The 23,432-nt window shown below is 68.4% G+C and carries 19 protein-coding genes; 8 read left to right on the forward strand and 11 right to left on the reverse strand.

From position 1 onward, the window contains the following. The first annotated feature begins 119 nt into the window (after positions 1–119). The gene (locus DI276_RS00090; RefSeq protein WP_112261181.1) at positions 120–1,139 is read left to right on the forward strand and encodes a LacI family DNA-binding transcriptional regulator; all 1,020 of its coding nucleotides are present in this window, start codon (positions 120–122) and stop codon (positions 1,137–1,139) included. On the opposite strand, the gene DI276_RS00095 is transcribed toward DI276_RS00090, so the two are convergent. Genes DI276_RS00095 through DI276_RS00105 form a run of 3 tightly spaced genes read right to left on the reverse strand, consistent with a single transcriptional unit; the run spans position 1,084 to position 5,910 of the window. Beyond that, positions 1,084–3,903 (reverse strand): glycoside hydrolase, encoded by a 2,820-nt coding sequence (locus DI276_RS00095; RefSeq protein ID WP_198680373.1) that lies wholly within the window; start codon positions 3,901–3,903, stop codon positions 1,084–1,086. The two genes, DI276_RS00090 and DI276_RS00095, sit on opposite strands and share 56 nt — an antisense overlap. 38 nt (positions 3,904–3,941) lie before the next feature. After that, entirely contained in the window at positions 3,942–4,499 is a 558-nt protein-coding gene (locus tag DI276_RS00100; RefSeq protein ID WP_198680374.1) for a hypothetical protein, read from the reverse strand. Between the two features lie 19 nt (positions 4,500–4,518). Then, positions 4,519–5,910, reverse strand: a complete 1,392-nt coding sequence (locus DI276_RS00105) for a BNR repeat-containing protein (RefSeq protein WP_112261182.1) — start codon at positions 5,908–5,910, stop codon at positions 4,519–4,521. 209 nt (positions 5,911–6,119) lie between these two features. Here DI276_RS00105 and DI276_RS00110 point away from each other — a divergent pair, with 209 nt between their 5' ends. Beyond that, on the forward strand, positions 6,120–9,782 hold the full coding sequence (locus tag DI276_RS00110; RefSeq protein WP_232836337.1) for a glycoside hydrolase family 2 TIM barrel-domain containing protein: 3,663 nt from the start codon (positions 6,120–6,122) through the stop codon (positions 9,780–9,782). Between the two features lie 58 nt (positions 9,783–9,840). Next, positions 9,841–10,359: a GNAT family N-acetyltransferase gene (locus tag DI276_RS00115; protein WP_232836338.1), complete on the forward strand. Its 519-nt coding sequence runs from the start codon at positions 9,841–9,843 to the stop codon at positions 10,357–10,359. On the opposite strand, the gene DI276_RS00120 is transcribed toward DI276_RS00115, so the two are convergent. After that, positions 10,335–11,117: a family 16 glycosylhydrolase gene (locus tag DI276_RS00120; protein ID WP_112261690.1), complete on the reverse strand. Its 783-nt coding sequence runs from the start codon at positions 11,115–11,117 to the stop codon at positions 10,335–10,337. The two genes, DI276_RS00115 and DI276_RS00120, sit on opposite strands and share 25 nt — an antisense overlap. A gap of 141 nt (positions 11,118–11,258) precedes the next feature. On the opposite strand from DI276_RS00120, the gene DI276_RS00125 reads away from it, so the two are divergent. The 5 genes from DI276_RS00125 to DI276_RS50680 are packed head-to-tail and all read left to right on the forward strand — an operon-like array spanning position 11,259 to position 15,622. Continuing rightward, complete coding sequence (locus DI276_RS00125; protein WP_198680375.1) at positions 11,259–12,791, forward strand: amino acid adenylation domain-containing protein; 1,533 nt, start codon at positions 11,259–11,261, stop codon at positions 12,789–12,791. Further along, positions 12,788–14,008: a ferredoxin reductase domain-containing protein gene (locus DI276_RS00130; protein ID WP_112261184.1), complete on the forward strand. Its 1,221-nt coding sequence runs from the start codon at positions 12,788–12,790 to the stop codon at positions 14,006–14,008. The genes DI276_RS00125 and DI276_RS00130 overlap by 4 nt, the downstream gene beginning before the upstream one ends. Before the next feature lie 10 nt (positions 14,009–14,018). Beyond that, positions 14,019–14,786, forward strand: a complete 768-nt coding sequence (locus tag DI276_RS00135; protein WP_112261185.1) for an enoyl-CoA hydratase/isomerase family protein — start codon at positions 14,019–14,021, stop codon at positions 14,784–14,786. A 9-nt stretch (positions 14,787–14,795) separates the two neighbouring features. Beyond that, positions 14,796–15,305, forward strand: a complete 510-nt coding sequence (locus DI276_RS00140) for a sigma-70 family RNA polymerase sigma factor (RefSeq protein ID WP_112261186.1) — start codon at positions 14,796–14,798, stop codon at positions 15,303–15,305. Continuing rightward, positions 15,302–15,622 carry an anti-sigma factor family protein gene (locus DI276_RS50680; protein ID WP_112261187.1) on the forward strand — a complete coding sequence of 107 codons (321 nt, stop codon included), beginning with the start codon at positions 15,302–15,304 and terminating at the stop codon, positions 15,620–15,622. Before DI276_RS00140 ends, DI276_RS50680 begins: the two co-directional genes overlap by 4 nt. A gap of 22 nt (positions 15,623–15,644) precedes the next feature. On the opposite strand, the gene DI276_RS00150 is transcribed toward DI276_RS50680, so the two are convergent. From DI276_RS00150 to DI276_RS00180, 7 genes are all read right to left on the reverse strand, one after another. After that, positions 15,645–16,346: a cupin domain-containing protein gene (locus tag DI276_RS00150; protein WP_112261692.1), complete on the reverse strand. Its 702-nt coding sequence runs from the start codon at positions 16,344–16,346 to the stop codon at positions 15,645–15,647. Then, a complete protein-coding gene (locus DI276_RS00155) occupies positions 16,343–17,233 on the reverse strand; it encodes a DUF6807 domain-containing protein (protein ID WP_112261188.1) in 891 nt (296 codons plus the stop codon). The genes DI276_RS00150 and DI276_RS00155 overlap by 4 nt, the downstream gene beginning before the upstream one ends. After that, complete coding sequence (locus tag DI276_RS00160) at positions 17,215–18,297, reverse strand: Gfo/Idh/MocA family protein (RefSeq protein ID WP_112261189.1); 1,083 nt, start codon at positions 18,295–18,297, stop codon at positions 17,215–17,217. Before DI276_RS00160 ends, DI276_RS00155 begins: the two co-directional genes overlap by 19 nt. Beyond that, complete coding sequence (locus tag DI276_RS00165; protein ID WP_112261190.1) at positions 18,294–19,604, reverse strand: ABC transporter substrate-binding protein; 1,311 nt, start codon at positions 19,602–19,604, stop codon at positions 18,294–18,296. The genes DI276_RS00160 and DI276_RS00165 overlap by 4 nt, the downstream gene beginning before the upstream one ends. 15 nt (positions 19,605–19,619) lie before the next feature. Further along, positions 19,620–20,462, reverse strand: a complete 843-nt coding sequence (locus DI276_RS00170) for a carbohydrate ABC transporter permease (protein ID WP_112261191.1) — start codon at positions 20,460–20,462, stop codon at positions 19,620–19,622. Beyond that, complete coding sequence (locus DI276_RS00175; RefSeq protein WP_112261192.1) at positions 20,452–21,375, reverse strand: carbohydrate ABC transporter permease; 924 nt, start codon at positions 21,373–21,375, stop codon at positions 20,452–20,454. Before DI276_RS00175 ends, DI276_RS00170 begins: the two co-directional genes overlap by 11 nt. 152 nt (positions 21,376–21,527) lie before the next feature. After that, complete coding sequence (locus tag DI276_RS00180) at positions 21,528–23,411, reverse strand: phosphatase PAP2 family protein (protein ID WP_112261193.1); 1,884 nt, start codon at positions 23,409–23,411, stop codon at positions 21,528–21,530. Positions 23,412–23,432: the final 21 nt, after the last annotated feature.

The raw sequence follows: 23,432 nt of genomic DNA on the forward strand, positions 1-23,432 counted from the left end.
ATCTCCAGGAAAGATTAGCGTCGAATAAATCGAATGCCGTGCGGGCAAATTCTTCGACCTTTGTTCGACGTCGTCGTGCGGGGAGCTAAAGTTGCGGGCACCACGACGCAGGAGGCCGGTTGATCACCATCAAGGACGTCGCCAGACATGCCGGCGTCTCCGTCAGCACGGTGTCCTACGTGCTCAGCGGCAAGCGGCCGATCTCGACCGCGACGTCTCAGCGCGTGCGCCGCAGCATCGACGAACTCGGCTTCCACCCCAACGCGGGCGCCAGGGCGCTGGCGAGCAGCCGCACGAACGTCCTCGCGCTCGTCGTTCCACTCCGGACGGACCTCAACGTCCCGGTGATCATGCAGTTCGTGTCGTCGATCGTCGCGAGCGCCCGCGAGCACAACCACGACGTCCTGTTGCTCACCAAGGAGTCCGGCGCCGACGAGGTGCACCGGGTGATCGCGTCGGCGCGGGCGGACGCGGTGGTCGTGATGGACGTCGAGGCACACGACCCGCGCGTCCCGGCCTTGCGCGAGCTGGACGTGCCGGTGGTGCTCGTCGGAGTGCCCGCCGACCCGTCCGGGCTCAACTGCGTCGACCTCGACTTCGCGACGAGTGGCGCGCGCACGGTGGCGCATCTGGCCGATCTCGGGCACAGCTCGATCGGGGTCGTCGGCTCCCCACCGGCCGTCTACGACCGCGAGACCGGCTATGCGGCGCGGTTCCTGTCCGGGGTCACGAAGGCCGCGCGCAAGCACGACGTGACCGTCCACATTGAACCGTGCGCGCCGACCTACACCGCGCTCAGCGCGTGCCTGGACAGCATGCTGAACCACGGGATCACCGGACTGGTGGTGCACAACGAGGCCGTGCTCGCGGACGTCGTGCTCGAGCTGCAGCGGCGAAACAAGCGGGTGCCCGAGGACGTCTCGGTGATCGCGCTGTGCCCGGACACCATCGCCGCCACCCAGCCGGTGCCGCTCACCTCGGTCGCGATCCCGGTGGACGAGGTCGGCGCGATCGCGGTGGAGATGCTGATCCGCGGGCTGGCGGGCGAGCAGTCGACCGAGGTGCGACTGCTCGCCCCGCAGCTCACCGATCGAGGCAGCACGGCGCCTTTGCGAACACCTCGATCTCGCCGAGCGTGAGATATCCGGACGGACGCGCCGTGAGCACGACGCGCACGGCGGTCGCCGGCGGTGACGGGTTCAACGCGACTGCGGTCGGCTGAGCGGTGACCTCCACTTCGCCACTCGCGTCGAGCCACGTGCCGTCGGCCGTGCGCACCTGCACCTTGAGGCTCTGGGCGATGCCGCCGTCGCCGTCGCGGTAGGAGTGCACGGCAACCCGCGTGAGATCACGCGCCTTGGGGAACGCGAACGTGATCGTGTCGGACGGGTTCTTGGTGCCGGACTTCCAGTTCGACCACGCTTTCTCGTCCGCGACGCCGTTGCGCAGCCGTTCCGCGGAATAGCCGGACTCGGTGTAGGTCGCGGCGACCTCCGCGTCCGGCGCCGCGTTCACCTCGACCGGCTCGGTGACCTGGACGACCGCCGTCGCGGCGACCGTGCTGCCGTCGACGACCCGGGCCTTCCCGGTGACGGTCACCGTGCCGACGTGGTCGAACACCGCGGCGTCCCAGGTGACCGGGAGCTCGGCCCGGCCACCTCGTGCGCCGACTCCCGTGACGGTGCCGGGAAGGTCTGGCCGGCCGCCGACGTAGGTCCTGGCCTGAGCCGGGAGCGTCGAAGTGATCGTGTCGACGGTGACCACGGCCAGCGCCGGATGCTTCCGCCCGAGCGCGTCCGTCGCTGTGCCGCGCACCCGAACCGTGCCGGGCTGGTTCCACCGCGAATCGGGCGGAAGGTCCCACACCACAGGAAGAGCACCGCTTGGACCGTCGCGCAGCACCGGCGTGACGGTGTGCGGCAACACGGGCCGCAGCTTCGGCACGGTGAACACGGCCGCGTCCTGGATCCGCAGGACGGTCTCGTCGGCCACGGTCCAGCGCTGGCTCGCGCCGGACGTCGGGGGCTTCGCCGCCACGGTCTCGCCGGTCGCGTCGATCAACGCACCGGTGGCCGCGTTGACGAACGTCCAGCTGCCGTCCCCGGTCGTGGACATGATCCACCGCGCGGCGGTGTCCTTGGCCGACTGCAGCACGACCGCGTCGCCCGAAGCGGCGAGCCGGGTGTCGGACACCGCGTTGACGATCTCGTACTGCTCGCGGTTCCCGTTGCCGTGGCTGAGCTTCCGCACGGACCACAGCTGCCGCGCGCTCGTGCCGTCGGCCGGGCGGGCCACCGCACGAGACCAGTCGTCGGACGGCTGCAGCGACTTCCCGCCCGTGGTCAGCCGATACACGTGATCGGGCTGAACCAAAACCGCGTCGCCGGACACGCCCGACACGCCGTCGACCAGGAACGTCGTGACCGACTTCCCCGGCACAGTCAGCGTGGCCGACTTGCCGGCAACCCGCACGGGCGTGCCGCGCACCAGGGCACCGTCGGCGCTCGTCACCACCGGCGTCACCCGCGCGTTCGCCGAAACGCTGCGGAATCGCGAAAGGTCCAGGGTGACCGCACGCGTCGCCGTGCCGTTGTTCACGTGCACAACGCTGGCACCTGGGCCGAACCGCTTCACCGCGGCGACGCTGGACGGGTCGTCGGTCTTGACGAACCGGTCGCCCGGCCGGACGAAGTGGGTGAAGTTGCGGATGGTGCCGAACTTCGAGTTGGTCTTGATGGGACAGGTCTCCAGCGTGTCCTGCGCCGTGCAGTTGAACGGGATGTGGATGCTGCCCCAGTTCTTGCCGGCGGCCTGCTGCGGGATCGAGTCCTCGACCGGCTGCCACAACACCCAGGCCGACGGCTCGAGCTCGCGGATGTCCTCGAGCATCCTGGTCGCGATGCCCAGGCCCGGTTCCATGCCGGTGTAGTCGGTGGTGCCGTTGCCCCAGGTGCCCTCGACCTCGCTCATCCAGAGCTTCTCGCCGGCACCCTTGGCGATGTCACGAGCGCTGGTGCGCTGGCCGGTGCCGTAGGTGTGCACGTTGAGCTGGTCGATCACCTCCCGCGCCGGGCCGTAGCCGTTCCAGTTGCGCACGAACGTGCCAGGGTTGGTCTCGTCCATTGCGGACACTTTGACCTTCGAGCTCAGCCGGTCGAGCGCTCGTCGTGTAGCGAGCAGAACTTCCTGCTGCAACTCAGGTCCGGCATGCGCGCCTTCCTGACGGCCGCCGGTCGGCTGGCCGTCCGGGCCTATCTGCGTACCCCAGTAGTTCGTGTTGGGCTCGTTCAGCGGCGCGAGGGTGTCGAACTTGATGCCGTGCGAGCGTTCGACGTGCTGCGTCACCCGCGCCAGGTAGGTGGCGAAGTCGTCGACGCGGTCCCGGCGGATCTGGTCGGTGTTCGCGTCGAAGCCGCCGGAGACGTACCCGCTGACCGTCTGGAACCACGGCGGCGAGTTGCTGAACGCCTCCCACCTCGTGACCTTGCGCTTGATCTGGTCGATCCACCAGCGCTGGTTCGCGTCGGCGTCGAAGTTCCAGTGCTCGGGGTTGTCGGCACGCCACCAGTCCACGTCGGCGCGAGTGGTGCCGGGAGGGGCTTTCCAGAAGCCCTCCATCGTCGCGCCCTTCTTCATGTAGTCCTGGCGGACGTCGGGCGCGTTGCCACCGCCGATGTTGTACCGCGCGATGTTCAGGCGCAGCCCGTCCTCGCCGAACAGCAGGTCGACGAGCCTGCGGCGGATGGGCTCCGGGTAGCCACCGGTGATGTTGGCCATCCACACCAGGCTCGTGCCCCAGCCCTCGAACTCGGGCTGCTGGTACGACGGGTCGATGCGGACCGTGACCCCGTTCTGCGGCAACGGTTCCGCAGCCGCGGGCACGGTCGCAACACCCGTGGCCACGACGCAGCAAAGCGCAAGCGCGAAAAGACGTCTGATGCTCACAGGCCGTCACGCACCATTGCCTCGACGATCTTGACGTGCCGGTCGGCGTTGGTCTGCGAGAACTCGTTGTCGAAGTTCAGCCCGTACGGCCAGAAGTGCTGACCATCGCACTTGATCGTCGCGCCTTGACCGTCGTACTGCTTGACGAGCGCGGTGGCCTGCGGGCCGTTCCAGGTGCCGCCGCAGCCGCGCGTCCGCCAGCTCCCGTTGGTCCCGACACCGATCGTGTGCGAGATCTCGTGCAGTGCCGTACGTTCGTTCATGGAGGCGAAGGCGCCGAACCGGATCGTCCCGTTGTTGCTGCCGTCCGCCGTCGGCACCCGTGGGTCGTAGTGCGCGGTGATGCTCTTGCCCAGGCCGCTGAGCCTGTTGTAGCGGGCCACCGCGGCATTCATCGCACGCGTGATCAGGTCATACGCCCGTTGCTGGTCGGCCGTGGGGTTCTGCGCCCGCACCAATCGCCACGACAGGGTGCCCTGCACGCCCACCTCGGCGTGGGCAGGCACGGTCAGCGCCAGGGTGAGTGCCACCACCAGGCTGCTCAAGCGGAACATGTCCGTCCTCCTCATTTGGCTAGCCGAGCCGGAAGTCAGCGACACGGATGGGCGACGGAGTGCTGCCGCTGGAGATCTGCTGGTACTGCACGGAAAGAAGTCCTTGCGATGCGACTCGGGACGCGTCCACGTTCACCTCGCCGAACGCCTGCAGCGACGGCCGGTCGAACACGGTCGTCCAGTCGGTCCAGCCGCTGGACTTGCTCGCCGCCACGATCTTGCCGCGCGGCATCACCAGGTACGCGTTGTCGTTGCGGTCGAGCACGATCTTGGTGCGCTGGGTGTGGTTCGGCGGGATCGGCACCTCCATCTTGGTCCACTTTCCGTCTGCCGCACGGAACACGTGGAACGTGCGGCCGTACTGCGCGCGCTGCTGGGCGTAGTTCGAGACGCACTGGGTGAAGCGGCCGGGCACGTAGCTGATCACCACGTGCGGCCGGCCGCTGGTGTCCACCGCCTGGCTCTCCTGGTTCATCAGGCCGTGGTTCGGGTCGAGCGGGTCGGCGACCAGTCCGGGCGAGGTGACGCTGACCGGCGCGCCACCAGTGGTGCCGACGACGGTTCCCGCACCGTTGCGCCACGTGCGGCCGCGGTCGTCGCTGTAGACGTAGCCGGTGTCGTGGTTGGTCAGCCCGCCGGAGTTGCACAGCACCCCGGCATTGCCCTCACGCCAGGTGAAAGCGGCGTGCAACCGTCCACTTCGGTCGTAGTTCAGGCCGTGCAGGTACATGTTGCGGGTGGTCGACACGACGCCGTTCGGCCCGGTGTACGAGCCCGTCGCGGACGACCAGCCGCCGAGCTTGCGCCACGTGCCGGCGGAGTACTCGGCCAGCTCGTTGACGCCGTTGCCGGAACCGCCGGTGCGGTAGCTGAACTGCAGCCGGCCCTCCGGTGTCACCACGAACTGCGGGTAGGTCATCGAGCCGAGCTCGACGCCCTGGAGCGTCCGCTGCACCGCGCCGAACGACTCGGCGGTCCACCGCTGCCCGCCGATCGCGAGGCCCGGCTTGGAGCGGAAGTAGAACAAGCGCGTGTTGTGCGTGTCCAACGCGATGTGAATCGTGTTGTCCTGCGGGGAAATCCCCATCGAGATCACGTTGTGCGAGTCGTCGATGCTGAGCCGGTGCGGCAGGACGACGGTCTCCCACTGCGTGCTGCCGATGCTTCTGCGGGCGATCACGGCGTTGCGGCTCGCGGTGTACCAGGTGGCGTACTGCCGTCCCTGGTACGTGACGATCGCGTCCTGCTGGAACGAGTTGTTGTTCACCACCCCGTCGTAGGAGACGAAGTACAGCGCCGAGGGGTCGAGCAGCGTGTCGCCCACCAGGCTCACACCCGGCGCCGCATGCGCGATCCCCGGCACGGACAGAGAAGCAGCGACGACGGTCGCGGTCAGCAGATGAGCGAACATGCTCCCGGAGCGTGCAGTCGAACAAAATCGAACGCAAGAGACTGATCGTTCGATAACAGCGTCAGTGCTGTGAACGGCGCGGACCTCGTGGCCCCTTGTCGCCCCTGATCTCCAACTGTTCACTTGTGTGCACTTCTGTCTGAACATGGAGGTTCAGCGTGCGGCGCGCGATTGTTCTTGCAACAGTCATGTTGGTTGCGGCAGGTTCGATGACCCCGATCGCCGCCGCCGTCGATCCACCTCCTGACGTGCACACCTACCTCGAAGATCCGCGCCGGATCGAAGAGGGACAGGAGCCGCACCACGCTTTGTTGCTGCCGCAGAAGGACATCGCCGGGGCCGTGCGCGGGGACGAGCGCACGCCGTTCACGCAGTCGCTCGACGGCAAGTGGCGCATCGCCATGGCGGACAAGCCCGCCGACGTGCCGGCGAAGTTCTACGCCGACGACTACGACTCCTCCAGCTGGCGCACGGTGAACGTGCCGCACACCTGGCAGACCGACGGCCTGGACCACCCGATGTTCCGCAACATCGCCACCGAGGTGCAGCCGGACGACCCGCCCCGCATCCCTCGCGACGTCAACCCGACCGGTGCGTACGTCCGCGAGTTCGACGTGCCCGCCGACTGGACCAAGCGGGCGACGTTCCTGCGCTTCGAGGGCGTGACTTCCGGCTACTTCGTGTGGGTCAACGGGAAGTACGTCGGCTACGACCAGGGCGGCTACACCCCGGCGGAGTTCGACATCTCCCCCGCGCTCGAGCCGGGCCGCAACAAGATCGCCGTGCAGGTGCACCGCTGGAGCGCCGGTTCCTACCTCGAGGACTACGACCAGTGGCGGTACTCGGGCATCTTCCGCTCGGTGTCGCTGTACTCGACGCCGCAGACGTTCATCCAGGACGTGACGCTGAAGACCGACCTCGACGCCACCTACACCGACGCGACGCTCACCGCGGACGTCGAACTGGGCCGCAAGCCCGGTGGCAGCACGGGAACCCACCGCGTCACCGCCAGCCTGCGTGACGCCAAGGGCGCGGAAGTCGGTTCGGCCAGCCAAGACGTCGAGGGCAGCACGGCACGTCTGACGATGCCGGTGCGCAACCCGGCCAAGTGGACCGACGAGACGCCGAACCTCTACACCGTCGTGTTGACGCTCACCGCACCCGACGGCACGACGCACATCACCAGCGACACGACCGGTTTCCGCAAGATCGAGATTCGCAACAAGACGCTGCTGGTCAACGGCAAGCGCGTGCTGTTCAAGGGCGTCAACCGCGCGGAGACCGACCCCGACCACGGCCGGCACGTGCCGCGCAAGGCACAGGAACGCGACGTGGAGCTGATGGAACAGCTCAACGTCAACGCCGTCCGCACCTCGCACTACCCGAGCGACCCGTACTTCTACGACCTGGCCGACAAGCACGGTCTCTGGATCGACGACGAGGTCGACATCGAGACCCACAACCACGAGAACTGCTCGCGGTGGTGCCAGGCCAACCAGCCGGAGTGGCGCGACACGTTCATGGACCGGTTGATCGGCATGGTCGAGCGGGACAAGAACCACCCGAGCGTCTTCATGTGGGACACCGGCAACGAGGCCGGCCTCGGCACGCACCACTACGAGATGGCGAAGTGGCTCAAGGCCAACGACCCGTCCCGCCCGATCTACCACCAGTCGAACAACCCCGACGGTGACGCGCCGTTCGCCGACGTGTGGGGCCCACGCTACCCGTCGCCCGAACGGTTCGCCGAACAGGCGAAGAGCACGATCAAGCCGTTGATCTTCGGTGAGTACGCGCACGCGATGGGCAACAGCCTCGGCAACTTCCGGGAGTTCTGGGAGATCATTCGCGCCAACCCGCAGACCCAGGGCGGCTTCATCTGGGACTGGGCCGAGCAGAACATCAAGCAGAAGACCCGCATCGCGCCGGACACGTCCGGCAACAACATCACCGCCATGCTCGCCGGCGCGCCGAAGCTCGTCGACGGTCACCGCGGCAAGGCGTTGTCGTTGTCCGGCCTGGACGACTGGGTCGAGGTCTACCGCGACCGCAAGCTCGACATCACCGGCACCGCGCTGACGCTGGACGCGTGGGTGAAGCCGGGCAAGTGGACCGGCCAGTTCCCGATCATCGCCAAGGGCGACCACCAGTGGACGCTCAAGATGAAGAACGAGACCACGCTGGAGTTCTTCATCCACAGCGGCACGTGGCGTGCGGTGCAGGCGAAGGTGCCGGCCGACTTCTACGGCAAGTGGCACCGGGTCAGCGGCACGTACGACGGCACGGCACTGCGGCTGTACATCGACGGCGCCGAGGTCGGCACGCTGCCGTTCACGGGCACGATCGACCACTCGGCCGCCGACGTGAACATCGGCCGCGACTTCGAGATGTCGTGGAACGACCCGTCGACGGTCAGCTGGCTGTCTCGCGGTGACGTCGACGACGTGCGCATCTACAACCGCGCGCTGTCGGCGACCGAGCTCAACGCCTCCACGCCGGTCGGTGGTGCCGTGCTGGCGCTGGACTTCGACAGCGTGCAGGAACGCGGCACGCACTTCGCGTACGGCTCGACGCTGTCCGGTGTGGACGGTCTGATCAACACCGACCGCTCGTTGCAGCCGGAAGTGCTGCAGATGGCGTGGGCGCACCAGCCGATCCGGTTCGCCTACTCCGGTGGCATGCTGTCGGTGACGAACGAACGGCAGTTCATCGGCACCGACGACCTCACGTTGCGGTGGCGGGTCACCGAGGGTTCGCGGGTGGTCAAGAGCGCCGAGCAGCCGTTGCGGGTCGGAAGTGCCTCGACTGCACAGCTCTCGCTGCCGGTGCCGGTCAACGACGCCGACCGCGAACGGTTCCTGACCGTCGAAACTGTCACGTCCGACCAGCACGTGCTGGCACACGACCAGTTCTCGCTGGGCGGCAGCCGCATTCCCGGTCTGGACAAGGCGCCACTCGACTGGGCTGTCGTGTTCACCCACGAGGACACGGCGAAGGTCACCGCGACGGCCGCCGGCACCACCTACACGGTCGACAAGAAGTCCGGTGTGCTGACGTCGATCAAGGCGTGGGGCCGGGAGTTGCTGGCCAGCGGCCCGAAGCTGGACGCGTGGCGGACGCCGATCAGCAACGAGACCTACACGTGGGGCCGCGCCGAGGGCGAGGACTGGCGCAAGGCGGGCCTCGACCGGCTGGAGACCAGCGTGACCGGCGTGCGGGTGGAGAAGGACGGGCACAAGACGACCCGGATCGTCGTGGACAGCAAGGTGGCCGCGCCCGGTGTGACCGGAGCCTGGTTCGACCAGACGATGGTCTACTCGGTGGACTCGGCCGGCGTGCTGCGACTCGGACACCGCGTGACGCCGCAGGGTTCCATGCGCACGCTGCCCTACCTGCCGCGCATCGGTGTCCAGCTGTCCGTGCCCGACCGCTACCAGGAGTTCTCCTGGTACGGCCGGAAGGCGGAGAGCTACGTCGACCGCAAGGACGGCACGCCGATCGGGGTGCACTCCTCGTCGGTGGCCGACCAGTACGTCGAGTACCACCGCCCGCAGGACCACGGCAACCACACCGACACCCGGTGGGCGTTGCTCACCGACGGCCGCACGTCCGGCCTGCTGGTGTCGGGCGCTCGCGACGTCAGCGTGACGCAGTACGACGACCTCGAGCGGGCCGCGTACCCGTTCATGTTGCAGCGCAACAAGGGGTACTTCACGCTGCACGCCGACCACGCCGTGACCGGGGTCGGTGACACGCCGAACCCCGTGCGGCAGCGCAGCCAGGTCCGGCCCGACACCACCTACGAGTACACCCTCACGATGCGACCGCTGACGTCGCAGGAGGCCTGGTCAGGCAAACCGGCGGGAGCCTGACCGGAGGAGGTGGCCCTGGCGTGCACCAGGGCCACCTCTTGTTGCATATGATGTGCAAGTGCCTACGTACAGCATCAAGATGGCCGAGCTGACGGATCTCGGCGGAGCGCGGTCGGTGATGCTCGACGCGATCTACCGCGACTTCGGCACGGGGTACGTACCGGAGTGGCACGAGGACGTCATCGACCTCACCGGGTCGTACCTGACGCCGGAGCGCCACGTCCTGCTGGTCGCGGTCGACGAGGAGGGCGCGGTCGCGGCGACCGCGGCGTTGGACTCCCGCGGTCCGCGAACCCCAGAGTGGCTCGCGGACCGCTATCCGTCGGGGCGGACCGCGCAGGTGCGGCGCGTGTACGTGCGTCCAGAACACCGCCGCCGCGGCCTCGCCCGTGCGCTGGTGACCCGACTGCTCGAGTTCGCTCAGGCGGATGGCGGCTACGACGCGGTGTACCTGCACGCCTATCGCCACTCACCTGGCGCGCTCGGCCTCTGGCACACCCTCGGCGAGGTCGTGCTGGAAGAGGACGACGTGGTGCACTTCGAGCTGAAGTCTCACGCCCTTGTCCGTCCGATGTAGACGTTGCGAGCGCGGTAGACGGTCTCCGCGGTCGGACCGGGACTGCCGGACGAGCCCTCCATCTGCAGGTTGATGATCACCCACAGCGGCTTGCCGACGAAGTTCTTCCCGGTGTGCTTGGCGATCCACTTGCCGTCGAGGTAGTAGTGGATGTCGACGTCGGTGTTGTTCACCTTCGTGATCCACGCCCGGTAGGTGTGCCAGGAGCCGGGCGAGGACACGCCGACGATCGAGCTCGACACGTCGTTGGACGTGCGGAAGGTGTTGAACCAGTTCCGGTTGTCCCCCTTGAACTCCAGGATGTCGCTTTCAGGTGGCCAGCTGTTGACGCCGGTGAGCCAGAACGCGGGCCAGGTGCCCCGCGTCGACGGTGCCTGGAAGTCGCCCTTGACCTCCCAGTTGGGGAACTGGTTGGTGGCCACGACGTGTTCCCTGGCGTGGATCGCGCCGGAGTGGTAGCGGATCGGCAGGTACGGGCTGGCACCGCTGTTGCCCTCGTTCCACGAGATTCGCGTGGCCTTCAACGTCAGCACACCGCCGGACAGCGCAACGTGGTTGTGGTCGCTGGAGCTCGCGTACATCCGAGCCGTGCCGTTGTGGTCGGATCCCCAGGGATAGCGGTAGTTCCACTCCGACTCCAACGCGCCGTAGCTGCCGAAGGAGCCGGTGCTGATCACGTCCTCCCACGCCGCGGCGTTGGCGGCGGCGGGGATGCCGGTGACGAGGACGAACGCAAGTGCACTCGCTGCGATTTTCATGTTTTCACTGTCCAGCAACAAGTTGCTGGGACGTAACACGTTCGTCGATTCGACAGTGGATTCGATTCGACGTGAACGATGTGAGGGGGTGTCTCGTTCAGAACGGGTGACCGTGCAATCCCGGCGAAAGGGCACCCTGCTGTGAGAGCCGTGTTCCACGAGTCCGCCCTGCGCGACCTGCCCCCGGTGGACCGCGCGTTGTTCCAGTCGTTCGGCGCCGGGCCGATCCGGACCCCGCCGTTCCACCACATCCACCACGCCTTCGATGAGCACGCGGCACGCCACCCGGATCTGGTTGCGGTGGAACATCTCGGCGAGTCGCTGACCTACGCGGAGCTGAACCGCAGAGCCGAGTTGCTCGCCGAGTTCCTCGTCCGCGCCGGCGTACGACCAGGCGAACGGGTCGGCCTGTTCCTCACCAGGTCGATCCCGATGGTCATCGGCATTCTCGGCATCCTCAAGGCGGGCGCGGCTTACGTGCCGCAGGACGTGCGCATCGCACCGGAAGTCCACTTGCGACACATCGCCCGCACCGCGCGCATCAACTTCGTGCTCACCACCAGCGAGCACCGGTCCGCGCTCCCGGACAACCTCGGCACGGTCATCGCGATCGACCGCCTGCCCGAGGTCACCGAGTTCCGCCGCAGCCCCACCGAGGACTCGGACATCGCGGCCGTCATCTTCACCTCCGGCACCACCGGACGGCCCAACGGCGTGCAGGTCTCCCACGCCAACCTGTGCAACGTCCTGCTGACCGCGCCCGGATGTCTCGGCGTCGCACCGGGAACCAGGGTGTCGCAGCTGCTGAACATCGCCTTCGACATGGCGATGTGGGAGATCCTCGGCACCCTGGCGCACGGCGGCACACTCGTGATCCGCGGCAGCGACATCGAGCAGACCGCGAGCACCGTGGACGTCGTGATCGCCACACCCAGCGTGCTCGCGTCACTGGATCCCGTGGTGTGTCAACGAGTCCGGACGGTCGCGGTCGCCGGTGAGCGGTGCCCTCAGGCCCTGGCCGACGTGTGGGCGCGTCAGGCCGCCTTCCACAACTCGTGCGGGCCCACCGAGGTCACCATCGTCAACACCGTGCAGCGCTACGATCGCGGTGGTCCGCTGACCATCGGCCGGCCAGTGCCGAACACGACCGTGTACGTGCTCGACGAGAACCTGCGACCGTGCCGGATCGGCGAGGTCGGTGAGATGTGGGCGGGCGGCGCGTGCGTGACCGCCGGCTACCTGGGTGATCCAGTGCTGACGGCCGAACGCTACCGCCCCGACCCGTTTCTGGGCGGCGACCGCCTGATGTTCCGCACGCGCGATCTCGGGCGGTGGACGCGCGACGGCCAGCTGGAGCATCACGGGCGCACTGATGACCAGGTGAAAGTGCGCGGGTTCCGAGTAGAGCTGGACGCGGTGACGTCGGCGCTCGAAGGCGCGGTGGACTGCCGCCGGGCCACGACGTTGCTGCACGACGGCAAGCTCGTCGGGTTCATCAGCCCGGCCAGCGCGGTGCCGGAGCAGGCGCGCCGGGCCGTGGCCGAGCGGTTGCCGTACTACTGCGTGCCCACGCTGATCGTGCCGGTCGACACGTTGCCGACGACCGAGCGCGGCAAGGTCGATCGCCGGGCGTTGTTGTCGCGTTTGGACGGACAGAAGGAAACGGTGGCATGACCTCAGTTGACGTCAAGCTGCCACCTGCTGATCGGTCCTGGCGCACGCTGCTGCGGCGGCGGCCGTTCACCCACCACAACCGGCTCGTCGCCCTCGTCGTGCTGGTCAACTTGGGATTCGCGGTGTCCGACTGGGAAGACGCGACCGCGTTCGTGGTGGCCAACCTGACCCTGGCCGCGCTCATCCGCCAGCAGCTCGTGATCAACCTGCTCTTCTGGCTCGCCACCAGTGCACCGACCAGCTGGCCGCTGCGGATCCGCTGGACGCTCGGCAAGGTCTACCACTTCGGCGGCCTGCACGTCGGTGCCGCGATCTGCGCCACGGTCTGGTTCCTGGTGCTCGCCCTGACCACGACGGGCCCACCGGTGCTCCTCGCGCTGACCTGGACGATCATGGCCGTCCTCGTGCTGCTCGTCGTGCTCGCGCTGCCCCGGTTGCGGGCCAAGCACCACGACCTGTTCGAGCGGTCGCACCGGTTCGGCGGGTGGACGGTGCTCGTGCTGTTCGCCGTGCTGTCCGCCGTGCAGAACCCCGTCTTCCTCTGGCCGCTGGCGCTCGTGGTGGCCAGCGTGGCGTTGCCGTGGCTGAGGTTGCGGCGGGTTCCTGTGCACATCGTCAGCCCGTCACCGCACGTCGCGCTCGTGTCGTTCGACCACGGCGTCACGCCGTTCGCCGGCTCGTCGACGACGGTGAGCCGCAACCCGTTGCTGGAGTGGCATTCCTTCGCCAACGTCCCGGCTCCGGGCCGCAGCGGATTCCGGCTCACGATCTCCCGCGCGGGCGACTGGACCGCGAAGTTCATCGCCGACCAACCGAGCCGCGTGTGGGTCAAGGGCATCCCGACCGCGGGCGTCGGCAACATCGACAAGCTGTTCACCAGGGTGGTGTGGGTCGCCACCGGCAGCGGCATCGGGCCCTGCCTGCCGCACCTGCTGGCCGGTGACACGCCGTCGGTGCTGGTGTGGTCGACCCGCAACCCGCGCCGCACGTACGGGGACGCGCTGGTGGACGAGATCCTCGGCGTGCAGCCGGACGCCGTCGTCTGGGACACGGAGAGCCAGGGCAAACCGGACCTGGTCGCGCTCGCGTACGACGCCTGCAAGCGCTTCGACGCCGAGGCGGTCATCTGCATCTCCAACAAACCCACCACCTGGCAGGTCGTCGAGGAACTGGAGTCGAGAGGGATTCCGGCCTACGGCGCGATCTGGGACTCGTGAGGAGACCACTGTGGACTATCAGACCCTCGCACTCGACGAACACGACGGCATCCTCACGGTGACAGTGCACCGCCCACCCGCGCGCAACGCGTTGTCCCAGCTGACACTCACCGAACTGCGCGACCTCTTGACGGGCTTGAGCGGTCCGCGCGCACTCTTGCTCACCGGTTCGGAAGGGCCGGCGTTCATCGCCGGGGCGGACATCCGGGAGATGGCCACGATGACGCCGGAGGAGGGCGAGGCGTTCGGCGCCCTGGGTCAGGAGGTGACGCGGCTGATCGAGACGTTGCCGGTGCCGGTCATCGCGTGCGTGGACGGCTATGCGCTCGGTGGCGGCTGCGAGATGGCCATGGCGTGCGACTTCATCTACGCCACCCGCAAGGCCGTGTTCGGTCAGCCGGAGGTGTTGCTGGGCCTCATCCCCGGCTTCGGCGGCTGCGTCCGGCTGTTCCGCCGGGTCGGCGTGGCCAAGGCGCGCGAGCTGATCTACTCGGGGCGCCGCGTCGACGCCGTGGAAGCGCAGCGCCTCGGGCTGGTCAACGAGGTCTTCGACAGCCGGGACGAGATGTTCGCCGCCGCGCGGCTGGTGCTCGCCGACATCGCAGCCAACTCCCCCGTCGCCGTCTCCACCTGCAAGTCGGTGATCAACGCCGTGGACGGCCTCGGCGTCGAGGAGGGGCTGCGGGTCGAGCTCGACGCGTTCCGAGCGGCCTTCACGACCGACGACATGCGCGAGGGCACAGCGGCGTTCCTGGCCAAGCGCACGCCCGAGTTCTAGGGGTGCGCCATCAACACCGACCACAGCACCCTGCTGCGGGCACTGCACGACGGCCACGCCGACGCGCTCTGGCGCTACGCGCTCCGCCTCACCGGTGACGAGCAGCTCGCCCAGGACGTCGTGCAGGAAGCGCTGCTCCGTGCGTGGCGCAATCCCCGCATCCTCGAACAGGGCACCGCGGCCTCGAAGGCGTGGCTCTACGCCGTGGCCCGCAACTTCGCCATCGACGAGTGCCGCAGCGCCCGTGCCCGCAGGGAAATCGGCTCGGAACGCCTGCCGGAACGCTCGCGGTCCGACCACACCGACACGACGCTGGACGCCTGGCTGATCGCCGAGGCGCTGTCACAGCTCAAACCCGAGCACAAGGTGGTGATCGTGCGTGCGTACTACCGAGGTGAATCGGTGGCCGAACTCGCCCGCGCCCTCGACGTACCGCAGGGCACGGTGCGGTCGCGGCTGCACTACGGCCTGCGCGCACTGCGGCTCGCACTGGAGGAGAACGGGGTGACCGGGCGGTGACATGCCCGTTCCGCGAGTGGGACGTGGCCTACGTGCTGGGGTCGCTGTCCTCCGACGACCGGCAGGCCTACGAAAGCCACCTCGCCGCGTGCCCGCCCTGCGAGCACGAGGTGTGCCGGATCGCGGGCACGGCGGGTCTCCTGTCCCGCGTGCCCGCGACGTGGGCGGTGGACCTCGCCGCCGCCCCACCGGTGCCGGCCGCGGTCCTGCCCGGTCTCGCCCGGGCGGCGCGACGGCAACGCCTGGTGGTGACGGCGACCGCGGTGCTGATCACGGCGCTGATCGGCGCGGTGCTGGCCTTCCTGTTGTGCCCGTAGGTGCGTTGGTCAGCACCTCGCGTCAGTCGTGCGGCGACTTCCCGTCAGCCGGATCGTGCACGTCCAGCCGCCCGCACATGCCGAACCGCTGCGGACCCTCCGCCCGCATCACGTGGATGTCGGCATCGGCCAGGTGCCCGATGTCGCCATCCCGCAACCGGTCCAGCTGCTCGCCGGTGCGCTCGGCCGACGCCAGCGCACCGGCCCGCCACCGCTTCTCCCAGTCGTCCAGCACGCCCTGCTTCAACCGCACGGCCGCGCGGTAGAAGTCGTCCAGCGCGTCCTCCCCGGCCTCGACCCGCCGGCGCAACTCCAGAAACCCCTCCAGAGCGAGGTCCCGACGCCGGCGAGCAGACTCCTCGTCACCGGCATGGGCGTGCGCCGCGTAGTCCCCCGCCAACACCTCCGGGGGGAACGTGAACACCGCGTCGCCGGCCTCGGGCAGGCCGCTGTTCTGCATGATCACGAGGATCCGCAGGTTGTCGTCGTTCACCAGGCGGTGGATGGTGCCCGGCGTGAACCAGGCGACCGTGCCCTCCCGCAACGGCGTAGCAGCGAACCCGCGGCGGGTCAGCGTCTGCACCGACCCCTCTCCCCCGACGACGAAGTAGCACTCCGCGCAGGTGAGGTGGACGTGCGGCGACCCTCCGCACAGCCCGTCCACCGTCGGCCAGTCGTACACCCGCAGGCCGGAGATTCCTACACCGCCGGGAAACGGCGTCACCACGGGTTGTCCTCCACATAGGACTCCAAGCGGTCCCGGTCCCACTCACCGGAGGCGATCACGAGCCGGTACCGCAAGGTCAAGGACTCGCCGGGCGGCAGCTCCACCGTGTCGAAGAAGGCGAACGACGGGTTGACCGCCGCAAACGGGGTGCTGCGCACGAACCAGTGCGTGCCCTTGTTGTCCGGGTGGTCCACGAACAGCAACGTCGACGCGCGGTCCACCTCGTCGTGCTGGCCGACGAACGCGAGCCAGCGCGCGGCCTTGCCCATCATCTCCTGCCCGGATCCGCCGTCGGCCGCGATGACCGTGCCCTCGGTGAACGAGCGCGGGCCGCGCCAGAAGAAGCCGGTGTAGCCCGCGAGCTCACGGCCGTTGGTCGTCGGGCTGCCGAAGATCAGCGGCTCCGAGCGAAGGTTCGTCAAGGTGGTGCTGAACTCCAGCGTCCACGAGTCCTCGAAGACGTCGCGCACCTCGAACGAGCGCGTCTCGTGCACCCAGTGCTGGCCCGCCTCGGTGAACCACGACAGCAGCTCGTCGAACCGCAGCCCGTCGTCCGAGACCACGAACTCCTCGTGCCGCATGCTGCCGACGTTCGGCAGCGCCACGTACCCCTGGTCGCGCACGTACGTGACGCCGCCCCAGAAGTTCTCGCCCGACACGTCGGTCGCGGTCATCTGCACGCCCTTGTGCCAGCGGTGGTCGTGCGGCCGGAACGCCGTCACCACGTCGCCGGCCAGGGTGCGCACCGGGTGCAGGTAGGGCTTCGGTCCCTCGAACGCAGGTGTCGTCGTCGGCGTGTGCACGTAGGTGAAGAGCTCGACGTCGCCCACCGACACGACGAGCACCTCGTCGTCCTGCCGAGTGATCACCGGGCGTTCGCCCATGGGGCACCGATTCCTTCCATCGTCGCGTAGAACGGGCTGTCCGGGCCGATCTGACCGGCCTTCACCACGGTGCCGGTGAACGCCGAGGCGTACAGCGCCGCGATGAACTCCATCGTGTTCCGCGTGTCCGCCAGCGTCACCGGCGGCGTCTCACCACTGTCCAGGGCGTCGAGGAACGCCGCCAGCTGACCTGGATGACCGCTCGCCGTCTCAGATCGTTCCGCGTCCCAGAGAGCCACCACGTCGTCCTGGCCAGGCGCGGGAGTCACCGTCCAGTCCGCGTCGGTGTAGCCGTAGAGGTGCTCGACCTCGACCGTGGCGCGCTCGAAGTCGAACCTCAGCTCCGAGGTCTCCCGCGGCGACAGCAAGGAGTTCACCACCGAAGCCACCGTGCCGTCGGCGAACGTCACCAACGCCATCGAGACGTCCTCGGTCGCGACCGCACGCGCCTGCCGGGCGGCCACGGCCCGGATCTCCTGCCACGGACCGAGCACCGACAGCATCAGATCGAACTGGTGGATGCCGTGGCCCATCGTCGGGCCACCGCCCTCGCTGTCCCACGAACCACGCCACGGCACCTCGAAGTAGGCGTCGCCGCGGTACCAGAGCGTGTCGCACTTCGCGACCAGCGACCGGCCGAGCACACCCTCGGCGACCATCCGGCGCAACCGGACCGCGGCCGGGCCGAAGCGGTGCTGGAACACCGTCGCGACCCGGCCGGTCGAGGTCCGCTCGGCCGCGATCAACGTGTCGATCTCGCTCAACGACAACGCCGGCGGCTTCTCCACGAGCACGTTCACATTCGCGGCCAGGCATTCGAGCGCCAACGGCACGTGAGAGCGCGGCGGGGTGCACACGTGCACCACGTCCAGGTCCTCGATGTCGAGCAACGTCGCGAGCCTGGGGTGCACTCGCGGCACGCCCCACTCCTCGGCGAACGCCGTCGCGCGGGCCTCGTCCACGTCCACCACCGCGACCAGCTCGATGCGATCACCAGCCGCCCGCAGTGCCTCGGCGTGACTCGACGCGATCGCGCCTGTGCCCACGATGGCCGCGCGCCTCACTTCGCCGCGTCCACTTCGGACTGGACTTCCTTGATGAACGACGCGGCCGCCGCATCAGGGGTGGTCCGGCCGAACAACACGTCCTCGGTGTGCCGCTTGAGGATCGTGTCGAGGGTGCTGGCACCGTTGGGGGTGATCCTGGGCGGGTCGCTGACGGGCACGGTGTCGAGGTACTCCTTCGCCGCCTTGTCGGTTTCCTTGAGCTGGCCCGCGATCGCCTCGCGGATCTTCAGGTTCGCGGGCACGCCGCGTTCGGTCAGCAGGATCTTCGCCGCTTCCTCGTCGTTGGCCAGGAAGCTCACGAACGCCGCCGCTTCCGCCGGGTGCTTCGAGCGCGCCGACACCGACCAGAACATCGACGGCTTGTAGTAGGCGCCGCGAGCCGAACCCTGCGTCTCACCGGGCAGCCGCAGCAGCTTCAACTTGGCACCGCTCGCTGCCGTCAACGCAGTCAGCTGGGTGTTCCACCACAGGCCGAACGCCGCGGTGTTGGTCGCCGTCGCGGACTGGTTCAGCCCGGCGGAGGCCTTCTCGATGGTCACTGACGGCGGTGCTGCGACGCCGGTCTTGGACAGGTCCAGGATGTACTGCCAGTACTGGGTCGCGATCTCGGGCGGCAGCACGACCTTGCCCTGCGCGTCGAACATCGCCTTGCCCTGCTGCCGCGCCCGGATGCTGAGCCCGGCCGCGTCGTTGATGCCCGGCGACTGCACGCCGAACACCTGACCGCCGCCGGCCTTCGACACCTGGTCGCCGATCTTCTTCAGGTCGTCCCACGACCACTTCGTGTCGTCGGGCACCGGGATGTTGTACTTCGCGAGCAGGTCGGTGTTGACCATGATCGAGTACATGCCCAGGCCCACCGGCAGCCCGTACTGCTTGCCGTCGATCGCGCCGGTGGCGAGCGCCTTCTGGTCGAAGTTCGCCGTGTCGAGGTGCTTCTTGGCCTCGTTCAGGTCCAGCAACGCACCGCGCTCGGCGTAGGAGGCGATGTACAGCTCGTCCATCTGCATGATGTCCGGCGCGTCGTTGGCCGCCATCGTCGTGGCGAGGCTGTCCCAGTACCCGTTCCACTCCTTGAACTCACCCTTGATGGTGATGTTCGGGTGCTTCTTCTGGAACATCTCGATGACCTGCTGGGTCCGCTTGTGCCGGTCGTCCGCGCCCCACCAGGAGAACCGCAACGTCACCTTCTCCGTCGTCAGGTCGCCACCCGCGTCGGAGCCGGAACCGCAGGCCGCGAGCAGCGACGCGGTCAGTGAGAACAGGACCGTTAACGCCGTGCGGCGGCGCACACCTGTGACCATGTCCGTTCCTTTCGGCTACTTGCCACCGGTCGTGGCGATCCCCTTGACGAGGTACCGCTGGCCGATGAGGAAGGCGAGGAAGATCGGGAGCAGCGACACGACGCTCATCGCGAACTGCGAGCCCCACGACGTGGCGACCGTCGAGTCGACGAACGAGCGCAGGGCGACGGGCACGGTGTACATGTCCGGGTCCGTCAGGTAGATCAGCTGGCTGAAGAAGTCGTTCCACGTCCAGATGAACGTGAAGATCGTCGTGGTGGCGAGCGCGGGTTTCATCAGCGGCAGAACGATCTGCAGGAAGATCCGCGGGTGGCCGCAGCCGTCGATGCGCGCCGCCTCGTCCAGCTCGCGCGGCAGGCCGCGGATGAACTGCACCATCAGGAACACGAAGAACGCGTCCGTGGCGAGGATCTTCGGCACGATCAGCGGCAGGAACGTGTTCACCCAGCCGATCTGGGAGAACAGCACGTACTGCGGCACGATGATCACGTGGATCGGCAGCATGATCGTGCCGAGCATGATGCCGAACCACCACCGCTTGCCGCTGAAGTTCAGCCGGGCGAAGGCGTAGGCGGCCATCGAGCACGACACGAGGTTGCCGATGATGCAGCCGAGCACCAGGATCGTCGAGTTGACCAGGTAGGTGCCGAACGACGGGGTGAGGGCGTTCCAGCCCTCCACGTAGTTCTCGGTCTGCAGGCTGTCGAGGATCAGGCCGGGACTGCGGAAGATCTCGTCGCCGGGACGCAGCGAGCTCGCGATCATCCACAGCACCGGGTACAGCATCACGAACCCGATCAGGATCAGGCCGAGGTGCTTGGCCGGCACGGACAACCGGCGCCGCAGATCAGTCGTCATAGAACACCCAGTACTTCGCCGCCCAGAAGTTGATCGCGGTGAACGCCGCGATGATCAGGAGCAGGAACCAGGCCAGCGCCGACGCGTAACCCATGTCGAACCGGCTGAAACCCTGCTGGTACAGGTAAAGCGTGTAGAACATGGTCGAGTCGGACGGCCCACCCGTGCCACCGGAGACGACGAACGCCTGGGTGAACGACTGGAACGCGTGGATGATCTGCAGCACCAGGTTGAAGAACAGGATCGGCGACAGCAGCGGCAGCGTGATCCGCCAGAACTGCGACCACTTGCTGGCGCCGTCGATCGCGGCGGCCTCGTAGTAGACCGCCGGGATCTGCCGCAGCCCGGCCAGGAAGATGATCATCGGTGAGCCGAACGTCCACACGTTCAGCACGATGAGCGTCGAGAGCGCCGTGTCCGGGTCGGAGATCCAGCCCTTGCCCTCGATGCCGAAGAAACCCAGCACGCGGTTCAGCAGGCCCTCGGCTCCGAAGACCTGGGTCCACAGCACCGCGATCGCCACGCTCGAACCGAGCAGCGAGGGCAGGTAGAACGCCGAGCGGTAGAACGCGAGCCCGCGCAGGCCCCGGTCGAGCAGCAGCGCGACGCCCAGCGCGCACGCCAGCTGCAGGGGCACGGAGACGAGCACGTAGGTGAACGTGACCCCCAGCGCGTTGTGCAACCGCTCGTCGCTGAAGATGCGGGCGAAGTTGTCGAACCCGATGAACTTCGGCGGCTGGATCAGGTTGTACTTGGTGAAGCCCAGGCCGAAGGACGCGAGCACCGGACCGACCGTGATGAAGAGCAGTCCGGCGAACCAGGGGGCGAGGAACCAGAACGCCGCCTTGTTGTCGCGCTTGCGCACCTGCGCGCCGCCGTGGCGCAGCTGACGCAGTTCGTCTAACGCGCTCATGAACCCCTGACCCCGTCGGCTGGAAAACGCTTTCCGGAGTCTGCATCGGGGCTTCCCGAGCGTCAAGCAAGGCTGTCGAACAACGTCGAACGGCCTTGTCGAACGGAGACGCACCCGTTCGACAAGGCCGTTCGAAAACAGTCCTTTGTGGACTAACTCAGGACGCGCACCGAGAGGCCCGCCAGGCTGTACTGCGGCTGCACCCGACGTCCACCACCAGCCACGGTGATCTGCGCGAACCGGCCGGTCAGCACGGGCGCCGCGAGCACAGGAACGACCACTCCGGCAGGCACGTCCTCCAGCGTGATCTCGAGCGTGCAGCCACTGGCCAGAGAGATCGGCCGGCCGGAGGTCAGCGGCGCACAAGCACCCCTGCGCACGGTCACCGCCAGCACTGATCCGGTCCCCTGCCGGTAGCCGCGCACCCGGACCGCGCTTTCCAGCCGCAGGGTGCCCGAACGCAGCTCGACGTCGCCCTTGCCCAGCGAGGAGGCCGATCCGGCCACGAGCGTGCCGCCCTCGATCCGGGTCGCGCCGGTGTAGCTGTTGGTGCCGGCCAGCGTCAGCGTGCCGCTGCCGCGCTTGACCAGACCGCCGCGGCCGTCGATCGAGTTGTGCCAGGTGTCCGCGGCGTGGAAGCCGCCGCGGTTGGCGTCCATGTCGACGCGCACGTCCGAGTCGAACGCGCCGAAACCGTCGGCCGCGGCGAAGAGGTTGAGCCTGCCCCACTGCTCGGGGCCGTCGAGCAGCGCGTGCCCCGGCGCCAGCGCGGTCGTGCGCAGGACCTCCCGCCGCTGGTTCGCGGTGAGGTACGGCTGCCGGGTCTCCAGCAGCACCTCCGCACCCTTCGGCACGGTCATCGGGATCCGCTTCCCGGTCTTGGGCAACCCGTAGGTGAGCAGGGGCTCGACGAGCGCGGCGTTGGCCTCGCGGTCGGCGTACGGGTCGGTGGAGCTGTCCGCCGAGTGCGCGTACTCGACCAGGTCAGCACCGACCAGCTGCCGGAAGTACTCGCTCGCCTGCGTCCTGGCAGCGGCCTTGAGCGTGGCGTTCTGCGGGTCGGCCAGCGTCGCGGCCGCCAGCGCGGTGGCCAGGGTCCGGCCGCCGATCACGTCCACCGGCGAGTGCATGCCCGCCACGATCCGCATGTCGGCCAGGTCGAACGCCCTGGTCACCAGCTCCTGGAAGCGCTCGGGGATCGCGTAGGCGAGCGCCAGGCATGCCAGGTGCAGCGCGTTGGTGTGCCCGCTCGGGTAGCCGCCGTCCTCGGCCGGCTTCTGGCTGCGCTGGCGCAGCAGCTGCGGGGCGACGACGACGTCGGTGCGGTACACCGGATAGCCGAGCTCGTCGGTCTCCCCGGTCGGGGCGACCTCGCTGTCCGGGCTCAGCCGCCACGGCCGCGGGTACTGGTAGGCGAACTTCGACGGGTTGCCGGAGGCGAACTGCCCGCGCACGGTGTTGACCAGGAGCACGACCTGGCCCAGCGCGGAGTCCGGCGAACCGGCACCGAGCGCCGAACCGGCAGGGGCGTCCGGCGGCAGCTTCTCGTCCACAGTGGACGGCGGCGTGCCGTCCGGCGCGGAGGTGATGCCGGTGACGGCCTTGGCGCCCGTCTTGTACAACTCGGCGAGCGGGCCGAGTCCTCCGATTGCCGCGTAGCTCTGGTGCTGACGGTCCACGATGAACGCTCGCTTGGCCTGATCGGCGGTGCGCGCCCCGGTGATCCGCGCGACGTGGCGGACGTTCGCCCTGAGCACGTTCCGGTTGAGCACGACTCCGTTGTCCCAGCCGCTGCCGGTGCGCCAGAGGTCCTGCATGCCGGACAGGGCGCGAACCGCCGCGTTCGTCTCCGGTGTCTGGTTCGCCAGCACGTTCGTGCGGTAGGAGTCGACGAAGGGCGCCGCGCCCGTCGGCAGCTCGGCGGCACTCGCCTCCAGAGCCCGGTCCAGCGCGGTCGGGCCGACCAGCAGGCCGGCGGACAGCATGGCCGAACGACGCAACAGGGTTCTGCGGTCGAACCCTTCAGCGGTGGTCATGTTAACGCTCCCAATGGTCCT

The organism is Lentzea terrae (assembly GCF_003265345.1).
In the GTDB taxonomy this organism is placed as follows: Bacteria; Actinomycetota; Actinomycetes; order Mycobacteriales; family Pseudonocardiaceae; genus Lentzea; species Lentzea terrae.